Annotated in this window: 13 protein-coding genes and 3 tRNA genes; 6 read left to right on the forward strand and 10 right to left on the reverse strand. The window is 38.2% G+C overall.

The window, feature by feature from the left end; translation table 11 throughout:
- Nucleotides 1–62 precede the first annotated feature (62 nt).
- The 3 genes from AC1M84_RS01625 to AC1M84_RS01635 all read left to right on the forward strand — a co-directional run bounded on the left by AC1M84_RS01625 (nt 63) and on the right by AC1M84_RS01635 (nt 382).
- Nucleotides 63–147, forward strand: a tRNA-Leu gene (locus tag AC1M84_RS01625).
- 38 nt (nt 148–185) lie between these two features.
- Nucleotides 186–259 (forward strand) — tRNA-Trp (locus AC1M84_RS01630).
- Nucleotides 260–297: 38 nt separating this feature from the next.
- Nucleotides 298–382, forward strand: a tRNA-Leu gene (locus AC1M84_RS01635).
- Between the two features lie 156 nt (nt 383–538).
- On the opposite strand, the gene AC1M84_RS01640 is transcribed toward AC1M84_RS01635, so the two are convergent.
- Nucleotides 539–742, reverse strand: a complete 204-nt coding sequence (locus AC1M84_RS01640) for a hypothetical protein (protein ID WP_035267651.1) — start codon at nt 740–742, stop codon at nt 539–541.
- 252 nt (nt 743–994) lie between these two features.
- Nucleotides 995–1726, reverse strand: coding sequence for a hydroxyacylglutathione hydrolase (gloB, locus tag AC1M84_RS01645; protein ID WP_481591199.1), 732 nt, complete (start codon nt 1724–1726; stop codon nt 995–997).
- 225 nt (nt 1727–1951) lie between these two features.
- Between gloB and AC1M84_RS01650 the strand changes: the two genes are divergently transcribed.
- On the forward strand, nt 1952–2338 hold the full coding sequence (locus AC1M84_RS01650; RefSeq protein WP_481594292.1) for a DUF4951 domain-containing protein: 387 nt from the start codon (nt 1952–1954) through the stop codon (nt 2336–2338).
- Between the two features lie 40 nt (nt 2339–2378).
- On the opposite strand, the gene AC1M84_RS01655 is transcribed toward AC1M84_RS01650, so the two are convergent.
- The 4 genes from AC1M84_RS01655 to AC1M84_RS01670 all read right to left on the reverse strand — a co-directional run bounded on the left by AC1M84_RS01655 (nt 2379) and on the right by AC1M84_RS01670 (nt 6486).
- Complete coding sequence (locus tag AC1M84_RS01655) at nt 2379–3074, reverse strand: methionine ABC transporter permease (RefSeq protein WP_035267644.1); 696 nt, start codon at nt 3072–3074, stop codon at nt 2379–2381.
- A complete protein-coding gene (locus AC1M84_RS01660) occupies nt 3071–4096 on the reverse strand; it encodes a methionine ABC transporter ATP-binding protein (RefSeq protein ID WP_179998301.1) in 1026 nt (341 codons plus the stop codon). The genes AC1M84_RS01655 and AC1M84_RS01660 overlap by 4 nt, the downstream gene beginning before the upstream one ends.
- 71 nt (nt 4097–4167) lie before the next feature.
- Nucleotides 4168–5037: a MetQ/NlpA family ABC transporter substrate-binding protein gene (locus tag AC1M84_RS01665; RefSeq protein WP_481594293.1), complete on the reverse strand. Its 870-nt coding sequence runs from the start codon at nt 5035–5037 to the stop codon at nt 4168–4170.
- 363 nt (nt 5038–5400) lie between these two features.
- The gene (locus tag AC1M84_RS01670; protein WP_481594294.1) at nt 5401–6486 is read right to left on the reverse strand and encodes an AraC family transcriptional regulator; all 1086 of its coding nucleotides are present in this window, start codon (nt 6484–6486) and stop codon (nt 5401–5403) included.
- Between the two features lie 216 nt (nt 6487–6702).
- Here AC1M84_RS01670 and AC1M84_RS01675 point away from each other — a divergent pair, with 216 nt between their 5' ends.
- Both AC1M84_RS01675 and AC1M84_RS01680 read left to right on the forward strand, forming a co-directional pair.
- Complete coding sequence (locus AC1M84_RS01675) at nt 6703–8118, forward strand: cytochrome P450 (RefSeq protein WP_481594295.1); 1416 nt, start codon at nt 6703–6705, stop codon at nt 8116–8118.
- Nucleotides 8119–8287: 169 nt separating this feature from the next.
- Complete coding sequence (locus AC1M84_RS01680) at nt 8288–8722, forward strand: PH domain-containing protein (RefSeq protein ID WP_092766163.1); 435 nt, start codon at nt 8288–8290, stop codon at nt 8720–8722.
- A 52-nt stretch (nt 8723–8774) separates the two neighbouring features.
- Here AC1M84_RS01680 and purD read toward each other — a convergent pair whose 3' ends face one another.
- The 4 genes from purD to AC1M84_RS01700 all read right to left on the reverse strand — a co-directional run bounded on the left by purD (nt 8775) and on the right by AC1M84_RS01700 (nt 13357).
- Nucleotides 8775–10058 carry a phosphoribosylamine--glycine ligase gene (purD, locus tag AC1M84_RS01685; RefSeq protein ID WP_481594296.1) on the reverse strand — a complete coding sequence of 428 codons (1284 nt, stop codon included), beginning with the start codon at nt 10056–10058 and terminating at the stop codon, nt 8775–8777.
- A 136-nt stretch (nt 10059–10194) separates the two neighbouring features.
- Nucleotides 10195–11769, reverse strand: coding sequence for a bifunctional phosphoribosylaminoimidazolecarboxamide formyltransferase/IMP cyclohydrolase (purH, locus tag AC1M84_RS01690; RefSeq protein ID WP_481594297.1), 1575 nt, complete (start codon nt 11767–11769; stop codon nt 10195–10197).
- An 88-nt stretch (nt 11770–11857) separates the two neighbouring features.
- Nucleotides 11858–12127, reverse strand: a complete 270-nt coding sequence (fis, locus tag AC1M84_RS01695) for a DNA-binding transcriptional regulator Fis (protein WP_001086304.1) — start codon at nt 12125–12127, stop codon at nt 11858–11860.
- Nucleotides 12128–12502: 375 nt separating this feature from the next.
- On the reverse strand, nt 12503–13357 hold the full coding sequence (locus AC1M84_RS01700) for a DUF3426 domain-containing protein (protein ID WP_481594298.1): 855 nt from the start codon (nt 13355–13357) through the stop codon (nt 12503–12505).
- Nucleotides 13358–13371 lie beyond the last annotated feature (14 nt).

The raw sequence follows: 13371 nt of genomic DNA on the forward strand, positions 1-13371 counted from the left end.
TAAGGTTTTTCAAAAAAAGGGCTTGTCATGAGATAATGATCTCTATAATATACACAGCCATCGGGGACGTGGCGAAATTGGTAGACGCACTGGATTTAGGTTCCAGCGCCGCAAGGTGTGAGAGTTCGAGTCTCTCCGTCCCCACCAAGTAATTTACTAGGTGGAGTGACCGAAGTAAGTGAAATAGAGGATTGGTGTAATGGTAGCATGACGGTCTCCAAAACCGTTCGTCAAGGTTCGAATCCTTGATCCTCTGCCAAGTTTTATGAAGCTCAGTAATATAATTGAGTATTCAAAGGGGACGTGGCGAAATTGGTAGACGCACTGGATTTAGGTTCCAGCGCCGCAAGGTGTGAGAGTTCGAGTCTCTCCGTCCCCACCATATTAAGGCAAGGTTTGATACCTTGCTTTTTTATTGCCTATATTTTTATATAAATACAGGCTGAAATATCTAAACATAAAAAAAATCGCCTACAAAGAGGCGATATTAATATTTAAATGATCTATTCAGTATTCATTCCTTTGAATTAAGCTGAAATTAAGCCTTCAAGTGATCCTCGAATTCTTCACCTAATTGCATTGCCAACGTATTTCCAGATAAGTCACATGTCACTAAACCATATTCTTTTTTAAAACTGAAAGTGAAGCCTTGGTTATCCTTTAAATTTCGAACGGAATAACCTAATTTTTCTAACCAAATTCTGAATGCAATTAAATTTTTTGCTTTGACCACTTTCTTCATGAGACAACTCCTTTGACTAATGAAATATTAATAAGGTTAATGATGTTGTTTTTAAAGGGTTTGAACCTAAATTAATGTAAATATATTTTAATTCTATAGAAATGTATATATTTCATGCAATTAAAAGACAGAATTTGATCATGTTGTTAAAGCTTTAAGATAAAGAAGAGAATGTATTGTCTGAAGGGTTTAAAAACTGAGCGAATATCGCTCAGTAATAAACACCTGTAATTTGAACAGATAATGCTAAATTTAGAAATTATCTTTCATTTCCCGAATACGTTTAAATTCTTCAGCACTGTTGACGCGCAAGAAAGGATTGGTCTCAAGTTCAATTTCAATGGTGGAAGGTAAGGTTATTTGATTTTGATCTCGAAGTTTCTGAACTTGCTCAAATCGTTCTTGCAATGCCTTATTCTCAGGTTCTACTTGTAAAGCGAATTGTGCATTTGAGAGCGTGTATTCATGGGTACAGTAGACTTGAGTTCTTGGAGGGAGCGCTGACAGTCGGTTAAGTGATTGATACATTTGTTCAGCCGTTCCTTCAAAAAGGCGTCCACATCCCATTGCAAATAAGGTATCTCCACAGAATAAACTGTCGATTTCATCTGCAAATATTGCGATATGACCTAAGGTATGGCCAGGAACAGCGATGACGTCAAGTTTTAAGTCATTAAAATAAAATTCATCATCATGATTGAGTGGACAACTGATAAATGGAATTTTAGATAATTCTTCGCGTGGACCATAAACTTCAATATTTTTTTCCGCGATTAACTCTGGAACACCACCAATATGGTCTTTATGCCAGTGGGTAAGCCATATTTGCTTAAGTGTTAAACCATTCGAGTCACAATAGTTGACCACCAAATTGGCTTCTGTAGGGTCTACCACTGCAATTTCTTGGGTTTCAGTATCTTCAATAATCCATATATAGTTTTGTAGCGCATTGTTAACATCAATTACGCGAACTTGATAACGCATCCTAAACGATCCTAAAACATGTGACTTATTTGATCTCATCCTAGATCAAGCTTATCAAATTGTAAAATTCACCCAAATTTTAAACAGCGATGTATTGTAAATATTGATTTCGAATTTGATGAGGTGCAATGTTGTTAGCTTAAGATTATTTGATCTGATCAATAAATTTCGAGTAAAAAGTAAATGAAGATAAAAGTGAGATTGCGTTTTTGCATCAGCGCAGTGATGAGTTCGATTGTTCTTGTTGGTTGTATGCAAAACTCTCAAGTTGGTCAACTGCAAAAGTCTCAATTACACGAGCGTCCAAGCAGCTGTAAGGTCAATGAGACAATTGAACGTAAAGCGGTTCCTCAAACACCTAACCAAATGAGCCTTCCGAGTTTTGGGCAAGGGGTTATCGGTTGGGCAACAGGTCCAGAAGGTGCTCAAGCACGCTTAGAAAGTGTATCTAAGCAAGACATCCATCAGTTTAAAGCTCAAGGTGTTAGTTTGGAAATGATACGCGAATGGCAAGCGTTTTATACGCATGAAGCAAAGCGTAATCCATGCAATCCGACTGCGCCGTTACGTGCGCAATTAATGGAAAAAATCGCTTCACTTTGGATGGATTGATATTAAAAAAGATCTCAGTTGAGATCTTTTTTTTAATTTACTATCGCATTTTGGCGAGCTTTTCGCCTGTCATTTGCACCAATTGTACCAGTACTAAAAGCACAATGACGGTGAGTATAACGACACTGGTATCAAAGCGTTGATAACCATAGGAGATCGCAAGATCACCAATGCCGCCTGCACCGACCGCGCCAGCCATGGCTGTTGCACCAATTAAGCTGATTGCAGCTGTAGTTAAATTGAGAATGAGGGAGCTACGTGCCTCAGGCAGAATAAACTTGAAAATAATTTGTAGGGGTGTTGCGCCCATAGCTTGCGCTGACTCCACGATACCTTCGTTAACTTCAAGGAGTGAAGTTTCAACCAAACGACCAATATAAGGTCCTACATAAATGGTTAAAGGAACAATAGCTGCCCATGTCCCAATAGAAGTACCCACAATCATTTTTGTCAGTGGAATAACCGCGATCAGGAGGATAATAAACGGGAGGGAACGTAATGCATTCACAATAGGGTTTAATCCATAGTAAATCACACGATTGGCTAAAATCCCGTTTGGTCGTGTAACAAGTAGGGTTATTCCTTGAATTAAACCCCAAATCGTACCGAATAGCATTGCAAAGAAAACCATATGGAAGGTTTCTTGTAGGGCTGTCACAAATTGATCAATTGAAAGCGAGCTTTTCCAAAAAGGTTCAGTAATTTCTGTTAGCCATTGAACAATCATATCTCTCATGCACGTACTCCTGATTGCTCAACTTTAACGCCATGTTGTTGGAAAAAGCTGATGGTTTCTTGAATAATGTCTGGATCACCCAGTAATTGCACAAACATTTGCCCAATCACAGCGCCATTAATTTCGGTCATGTTGGCAAATAAAATATTGAGACTAATATCAAATCGTTTAATGGCAGCTTGCACAACAGTTTCTTGGGCCGAAGTACCTAAGAACTGCAAGCTATAAATACTGTGGTGATTTTGATTTTCTAAGTTATTTAAAATATTGATAGGTAATTGCTGCTGTAAAACAGTTTGAATAAATGTTTTGGTCGTCGGGTGTTGAGGTTGACTAAAGATATCGAGAGTACTGCCGTGTTCAATCACTTTGCCTTGTTCCATAACTGCAACAAAGTCGCAAATCGACTCAATAACATCCATTTCATGCGTAACCATAACAATGGTGATTCCTTGCTCTTGATTGATTTTTTTCAAAAGGGCAAGTACAGACTTTGTCGTTTGAGGATCAAGCGCTGATGTTGCTTCGTCACAGAGTAGAATTTTTGGATGATTGGCAAGTGCCCGAGCGATACCTACACGCTGTTTTTGACCACCAGAAAGCTCATCTGGAAAAGCATCGCGTTTATGTTTTAAATCGATAAACTCAAGTAGCTCATCTAAGCGTTTTAGACGCTCAGCTTTACTCCAGCCAAGGAGTTTCATTGGCATTTCAATATTGGCTGCAACGGTTTTGGTTTGCAATAAATTGAAATGTTGGAAAATCATACCAATATTGGCGCGTTCTTGACGTAATTTTGAAGCGCTCAAAGCAGTGAAATCTTGACCGTGGATGATCATTTGACCTTGATTGGGTCTTTCTAGTAAATTGATCAAACGGATCAGTGTACTTTTACCTGCACCACTATAGCCTATAATTCCGAAGATACTTCCATCTGGAATCGTCAGATTAATATTGTCTAAGGCGTGAATAGTTTGGCCTTTAAGCTGATAATGTTTACTAATATTTTTAAATTCAATCATAACGTCAAGAACTATTAAAAATGAAAAACAGGCAAATTAAATTTGCCTGTTAAAAATACAGAAGTCTAGAATTATTGAGCTTCTGTGAGATATGTTGTTGGTTTATCAACATTAACCTTAGTGCCACCAAAGTTTTCTTTAACATATTGCTTAACTGCATCTGTATGATATAGCTGACCTACCTTTTGCAATACAGGATCATTCTGACGGCCTTCAGCTACAGCCAATACATTCACATTCATTTTTGTACTTTGATCGATTGGCTCGTAGTAGATCGCATCTTTTAATACGTTCAAACCACCTTCCATTGCTAAGGTGTTGCCTAATACAATGGCATCCACTTCATCTTTCACACGTACCGCAGTTGCCATTTGAATCGGTTTGATCGTGATTTGTTTAGGATTCTCAGTTACATCAGAAGTAGTGCCTTTGACATTGTCAAATTGAGGTTTTAACTTTACTAAACCAGCAGATTGCAATAATAAAAGGGCACGTGATTCATTAGCACCATCGTTTGGAATTGCAATGGTCGAACCTGTTTTGAAATCATTTAGATTTTTAACTTTGCTTGAGTAAATCCCCATTGGCTCAAGATAAGTCGTAGATAATGGCGCAATTTTTTGAGTATTGGCATCATTGTATGCAACCATATATGCATATGATTGGAAGGCATTGATATCAATCTCTTTATTGGCTACCGCAGTGTTCATTGAAACATAATCAGTAAAGTTTTTAACATCTAACTTTAAACCTGCAGCTTCAGTTTCTGGCAATTTTGCGATGAACTTCCAGATATCTGCATCAGAACCTGTAGAAGCGATTGTAATGGTTTGAACTGAATCTTTATTCGTTTTGTTTGCAGCGGTTTTTGGAGCATCTTGTTTTGAGCATCCAGCGATACCCACTGATAGGCCCAAAACTAAACCAAGAATTTTCTTCATGATATTTCCTGAGTATGTTGAAACGATCTTCAACTTACATATGCAGTGAGGTGAATAGTGAAATGAACTGTCCTTGTTTCAAGAGCACTTCAAGCTATTCATCTGTTAGAGATAATTCAGTATTTAGCTATCAATTATTTAAGCATTGATAACAAAAAAGTTGGTTGATGATAACAATTTTTTTTTATTCAATATAGTGATGTTAATGAACTAGCTTAGCATAAAGCGTCATATACAATTTATGAGAATGTATAAATAAACTTTAAATATCATACTTATAATTTGAGTGTTTAAAATTAGAAAGACCCGTTATCAGCCGAACACCTTATAATGATTTAATATATCAATATGAAAAATATGGATTTAATTTAATTTAGAAATTTGCTTGGTAAGATCATTATTGTATTTCTGCCGATATTGGCTAGGTGGCATACCAAACCAACGCTTGAATGCTCGTCTGAAATTTGAGGCATCGTGATAATTAAGAAGCATACCAATTGTTTCAATCGTGAGTTGCGTATGCTCAAGAAAATAAGCACTTTGTTGTGCAAGTACCTGATCTTTGACCTCTTTAAAGGTTAAACCGTCTTTTTCTAAATGACGAGCTAAGGTTCGTTTGCTCATGAATAATGAAGCGGCAATCTCGGATTCATTTTTGGGATCTGATAAATGCTCAATCAGTATTTTTTTGACACGAAATTGATAAGTATTTTGGGGTGTAAGAAGATCCTTAAGTACATTTTCACATTGTTTTTTTGCAATCAGATAGTTCTCCTGACTTGCTGAAGCATTCGGGATTTTACACACAGATAAAGGTATCTGAATGCCATCAAAAGATTGTGAAAATGCGAAATCACATTGAAAAATTTCTGTATAAGCAGCATGGTAAGCAGGTTTAGGATAGCTAAAAAGCAACTTCGCCTCAGTTAATGGCTTACCTAAAATAAATTCAGCACACTCTTTAAATACCACCATGCAAGACTCGATCATGCTTTGATATACAAGGGTGGAGCAATCGATATTAAATTGAATTTTACAATTCATCTGCTGATCACGCTTTTCGAGAATGACCTCTGCAAATCCAATTCGAGTAGGTAGATAATGTTGAATCGCATCAAGTGCAGCATAAAGGTTCGGGCAACTGTGCATCAAAAAGCCCATTGCGCCATGAGTCGTGGGTTTAAGGCGATGCCCAAGTTCTAAACCGAAATCGGGAACATCTGTCATGTTCAATGCATTGTCAAATATACGAATAAAATCAGATGCTGAAATCCGAGAATCTTCTTGTTGAATAAATTCAGCAGTCAGTGATGTGCCATTCAATAAAGTTGGGAATACACGCAGCCCACCTCCCAATTGTTGCGCAATAATTCTGACATAGGCGCAGGGAATCAATGCCCGAATTGCATTATCGTCCTGATTGCTATGTTCTATTCCTTTAGAAATCATACTCAAGTCCAGATAGCGTGATATTGATCTTTCTTAAATCTAGCCTCATTAGAGCTGCTAATTTGGATAAAAAGAATGTCAAAAAATGACTTATTAATGTCAAAAAATGACCTGATTGTGTATTTTTAAAATTCTATGCTCAAACACAGATCATCAGCTTAATGGAATAAAGGCTGAATATAAATTTAATGATGAGATCACATAGGACACATTGTCATGAATAATTTAGTCAAAAAAATGAATGCTGTTCGAGTAGATTTGGTGAATTTTAGCGCTCGCTATATTCCCTTAGAAAATCACATCAAAGCTGCTCATGTATACCATAAATTAAAAAGTAGCTTTTTTAAAAATCCTGATTTTGATCAAATTGAAGAAACTCAACTTCCAGATCCAAATGTTTGCACCTTACAAGAGCTTGATGTCAGTAGCCCTTTTTTATACAAGCAAGGTGTATGGAAGGATACTTTTAAGCGACTACGTAAAGATGCGCCGATACATTATCAATCAAACAGTTTATTTGGTCCTTTTTGGTCGATGACACAGTACGAAGATGTCATGTACGTTGATAAAAATCATCAGCTCTTCTCTTCAGAACCGATCATTATGTTGGGTGAGCAACCGCAAGGTTTAGAGCTTGAAATGTTTATTGCGATGGATCCACCGAAACATGATATTCAGCGTAAAGCTGTGCAGGGGGTTTTCGTACCAAAAAACTTGAAAGACATGGAAAGCTTGATTCGGACACGGACCCAAGACGTACTTGATCACTTGCCTTTAAATGAAGCTTTCGACTTTGTAGATCGAGTTTCAATTGAACTGACCTCAAGAATGTTGGCGACATTGTTAGATTTTCCTTACGAAGAACGCCGTAAATTGGTCTATTGGTCTGAAATTGCATCCTCATCGCCAGGTACGACAGGCGGTACGATGACCATTGAAAATACTTTTGATGGTTTAAAAGAGATGGTGAGAGATTTGTCACAACTCTGGCATGATAAGGCTGCGCGTATAAAAGCAGGTGAAGCTTCAAGTTTTGACTTGATGAGTATGCTTATTCGGAGTGATGAGACAAAAGATCTGATTCAGCGACCATTAGAGTTTCTGGGGAATTTGGCATTATTAATCGTAGGCGGGAATGATACGACTCGTAACTCGATGTCGGGCGGGATTTATGCAATGCATTTGTTCCCTCAAGAATTAGACAAGCTGAAGAATAATCCTGATCTGTTGCCTAATATGGTTAGTGAGATTATTCGTTGGCAGACACCGTTGGCGTATATGCGCCGTGTTGCGACTCAAGATCTGATGTATAAAGGTCAGTATATCCGCAAAGGTGACAAAGTTGTTATGTGGTATGCGTCTGCTAACCGTGATGAAACTGTGTTTGAGAATGCGGATGAATTTCTCATTGATCGTGAAAATGTGAAAAAACATCTATCATTTGGTTATGGAATTCATCGCTGTATGGGTAGTCGTTTGGCTGAGATGCAATTGACCATCCTGTGGGAGGAAATTATGCAGCGTTATGACAGAATTGAAGTGCTTGAAGAACCTGAGATTGTTCAATCTAATTTTGTTCGTGGGTATTCTAAGATGATGGTAAAGCTGCATCCTAAAGTAAATCAGGAATAAGGAAAAGCTGTTTCTAAGGGTTTAAGGACTACTTTAGATTATGATTTAACTATTTATTAATTATTGTGTATTTGTTGAAATGAATTGGAATGTTAGATATTGTTGCAAGCAATATAAATATTTTCAATAAATCCTAATATTAAGCACAATTTATAATTATGAGGTAGTGATGGGTAGTTACATTGAGTCTAATCTAGCTAGAGACGAAAAAATATTAGAAAGGGCACATGTGTCTTGGATGTCTCAAATTGGCTATATTATTATAGGGGTATTATTGTTACCTATGGCTGGAATTGGTCTAATTTTTATTTTAGTAGCTATTATTAACGTATGGACCACAGAGCTAGCTATAACGAATAGAAGGATTATTGCTAAAACTGGGTTAATTCGCCGTAATACAATTGAACTTAAAATCAATCGTGTAGAGAGTCTTGGTGTAGATCAAGGTATCCTAGGTCGCATATTTAATTTTGGTTCAATTATTGTTAGAGGAACTGGTGGTTCTAATGCCCCAATTCCATATATTGCTAAACCATTAGATTTTAGAAAATCAGTCAATCATTATCTTGATGAATTAGATGATAAAACATCAATTGAACTTTAAGAAATTAATTAAAAACCCCGCACAAAGCGGGGTTTTTAATACTTAATCTGTATTAAGCATTTTCACGAGCAATCGCGCGGTAACCAATATCTTTACGGTATTGAACGCCGTCAAACGTTACTTTTTGGCAAAGCTCTAAAGCTTTTGCTTGTGCTTCACCAATGGTATTGCCAAGTGCAGTCACGCAAAGGACACGACCACCAGCAGTTACGATGTCACCATTCTCATTGGCTTTTGTACCTGCATGGAACACTTTCGCATCTGCCATTTCAGTATCTAAACCAGAAATCACGTCGCCATTGCTAGACGTTTCAGGGTAGCCACGTGACGCAAGTACGATACCAACCGTTTTACGCTCATCCCATTCAGCTTCTGCAGGAAGTTTACCTTCAATACCTGCTTCAACTAAATCAACTAAAGATGATTTTAAACGCATCATGATCGGTTGAGTTTCAGGGTCACCAAAACGACAGTTGAACTCGATTACTTTAGGCTGACCTTGTTCATCAATCATCAAACCTGCGTATAAGAAACCTGTATAAACGTGCCCGTCTTTTTTCATACCTTCAACGGTAGGACGCATCACTTCATTCATGGTTTTTTCAAAAACTTCAGCCGTTACAACAGGAGCAGGAGAGTAAGCACCCATACCACCAGTATTAGGACCTTGGTCACCTTCAAAGATACGTTTATGATCTTGTGAAGTTGCCATAGGTAAAATGTTGTCGCCATCAATCATACAAATGAAAGATGCTTCTTCACCTGCCAAGAACTCTTCGATGACAACGCGTGAACCTGCATCACCAAATTTGTTGCCTGCAAGCATGTCATCAATCGCATCAAATGCTTCTTGATTGGTCATGGCAACAATTACGCCTTTACCCGCAGCAAGACCATCTGCCTTGATTACGATCGGCGCACCATTTTTCTCAACAAATGCCTTAGCAGCATCGACTTCCGTGAACACGTCATAGAAAGCCGTTGGGATGTTGTGACGTTTCAAGAAGTGCTTGGCAAATGCTTTAGAGCCTTCTAATTGCGCTGCAAATTGGGTAGGACCCCATATTTTCACACCTGCCGCGCGACAAGCATCGACTACACCATTTACTAGCGGTGCTTCAGGACCGACAACAATCAGATCCACGGCATTATTTTTTGCAAAGTCGATAATGGCAGGGTTCTCTAAAATGTTAAGTGCTACATTTTCACATTTTGGTTCAGTTGCTGTGCCCGCATTACCCGGTGCAACAAAAACTTTAGCTACTTTTTCATCTTGAGCGATTTTCCATGCTAACGCATGTTCACGACCGCCATTACCCAAAACTAAAATATTCATCGGTTCATACTCCATGAATCGAAAATGACATAAAGTCCTCAACTAAATGAATAGAAGAGGACTTTAGGCAAGATTAAAAATCTCTTAGCAGTGTTATAGGTGACTTATGAGAAGTCATCATGACACGAACCATTAATTAATGACGGAAATGACGCATGCCAGTGAACACCATTGCAATACCTGCTTCGTCAGCAGCAGCAATCGTTTCTTCATCACGCATTGAACCACCCGGTTGGATAATACATTTGATACCTGCTTTAGCGGCGTTATCAATACCATCACGGAATGGGAAGAATGCGTCAGATGCCATTACTGCACCTTCAACGACTAAACCAGCATGTTCAGCTTTGATCGCAGCAATACGAGCAGAGTTTACGCGGCTCATTTGACCTGCGCCCACACCAATCGTTTGACGGTTTTTAGCATAAACAATCGCGTTTGATTTAACGTATTTCGCAACTTTCCAAGCAAAGATCATGTCATCGATTTCTTGTTCAGTTGGTGCACGTTTAGTCACAACCTTTAAGTCATCTTTAGTGATCATGCCTAAGTCTTGGTCTTGAACCAATAGACCGCCATTTACACGTTTGTAGTCAAGCTGTGCAGCACGTTCGTCAATTGCTGGTAATTCGCCACATACAAGTACACGTACGTTTTTCTTCGCACCAGTAACTTCTAATACGCCTTCAGCAACGCTTGGTGCAATGATCACTTCAACAAATTGACGATCAACAATAGCTTGTGCAGTTGCAACGTCTAATTCACGGTTGAATGCAATGATGCCACCGAATGCAGATTCTGGGTCAGTTGCATAAGCTAAATCATATGCAGCTTTAATGCCTTCTAAAGAGACTGCAACGCCACATGGGTTTGCGTGTTTTACGATTACACATGCAGGTTTAGCGAATGATTTAACACACTCTAAAGCTGCGTCAGTGTCCGCGATGTTGTTATAAGAGAGTTCTTTACCTTGTAACTGTTTAGCAGTAGAAACAGATGCTTCAGTTGCAGCAGGGTCAACATAGAATGCAGCAGATTGGTGTGGGTTTTCACCGTAACGTAAATCTTGTGCTTTATTTAATTGCGTATTGAATGTACGTGCAAATTGATCAGCTTGACCTTCTTCTTTACCAACGCGAGCGCCTAAGTAAGATGCGATCATACCGTCGTACTGAGCAGTATGTTCAAATGCTTTAACTGCTAAGTCAAAACGAGTTGCATAAGAAAGTAAGCCTTCAGCTTTAAGCTCAGCAACTACAGTCGCATAGTCAGATGCATTTACAACGATACCAACAGCTGCATGGTTTTTCGCAGCAGCACGAACCATCGTTGGACCACCGATGTCGATATTTTCGATTGCATCAGCAAGTGAGCAGTTAGGTTTTGCAACAGTTGCAGCAAATGGATAAAGGTTTACCACAACTAAATCGATCGCATCGATGTTGTGTTCAGCCATCACAGCTTCATCTAGACCACGACGAGCCAAGATACCACCGTGGATTTTCGGATGAAGTGTTTTTACACGTCCGTCCATCATCTCTGGGAAACCAGTGTGCTCTGAAACTTCGACTACAGCAATATTGTTGTCACGTAACAACTTATAAGTACCGCCAGTAGATAAAATTTCTACCCCTAGAGCAACAAGGTCTTGGGCAAATTCAACAATGCCTGTTTTATCAGAAACAGAGATTAATGCGCGTTTAATAGTCATGATTTAGTCACAGTTATCAAGAATTAAAACAAAAAAGCTAAATAGCAGGTAAAAAAAATGCCCGCGGAAGCCGCAAGCATTTTATCATTTATTCACTCATTAAACCGTGAGCTTTCAACTTTTTACGTAAAGTACCACGGTTAAGGCCTAGAATCTCAGCAGCGCGAGTCTGGTTGCCACGTGTATATTCTAACACTACAGATAAAAGAGGTTTCTCCATTTCTGCTAAAACCATGTCATAAACTTGAGATGGTTGCTCGCCTTGCAATTGTGCAAAATAATGGCGAACTGCGCGATCTACGTGAATACGAAGAGCGACATCAGATTGTGCAGTAAAAATAGGAGATTTGCTATTCATGCGAGTTAATCCGAGAATCAATAATCACTTAGGGTAAAAGTGATTTTGTGGTCAAAATAAAAAAAACGAGCTCCGTTTTAGGTCCTAAAACGGTCGACTCTAAAACAAGAACAATTAGCTTGCCACAACTAGAGCAATTGAGTGAAAAATAAGCGTAACAATAGTTTAATATTTGTTACGGTTCCACATAAAACAAAAAACATCCCTGATGCGCTGAATAAAAAAATTAAGCACATGAACAGAACTGTATTTATTTTGAGAAATTGCGAGGAGTTTGCGGTACAAAGCTTTCGTGGCGCGTATCATACCATTGTCTATGAAAAAGTGAGCAAGAAAACTACATTTTTTTTAATTTTTTTATCGTTTTTTTTGATCTTATGGTCGTATAACTTCCAATTTATAATTGTCAAACTCAGATTGAGAAAAATTTATACTAAATTTGAAACCAAATGGACTGTCTTGAGGAATTCGTGTAATTCCATGCAAACTTTCTACTAAATATTCATTGGGTGCTTTAATAGAGGATGAAATCAATTTACCTTGTTGAAAAATGCTTATTTTCAAGAGAGGCAGTTTTAGCCCTTTGCTATATTCGTTCACCAAGTGACCTGAAAAAACAGTGGAGATCGCTGATGTTGACTCAATATTGAGGTCTTGTACTTTTATATGGGTATAGCGTTCATCAAGCGTGTCACAATTAAATAAGTTACATGCTGATATAAATGCCTGATTTAGCGCAGGTGAGCGTTGCAATACATTTGGGTTAAACCATAAAAATTGAAAAACCAGTAATAACGCTAAAATTGTATTTACGATCGCCCATGTCGCAATATAAAGCCTAGTTCTTGGTTTCGATTGGCTATTGGCATGGATTGATGATGAAAGATTTAAAGAAGGGTAGTTGGTAATCGGATCATGATTGAACGTATTTAAGTTATTTAAATACGTACGCAAGGTTATGTTTGAATTTGCAACTTTACGATCGAAAATATCCAATAGGTGTTGTTCTTGTTTGGGTTCAATTACATCTTCAGATGGTGCGGTACTGTCTTGTGCTTCTGTGATTAAAGGTTCAATCACTTTCGGTTGAGGATTGAATAGATGTAGAAGCGCATTAAACTCAGCAGAACATTTAGGACAACAAACCATACCCTCGGCAACAGTTAACTGGGTGACTGATACCTTGTAAATTGTGGAGCAATTTGGGCAGCGGGTTTGTTTATCACTCATATCTTAAATTAAGC

It is taken from the genome of Acinetobacter sp. 24-47-66 (assembly GCF_056779755.1).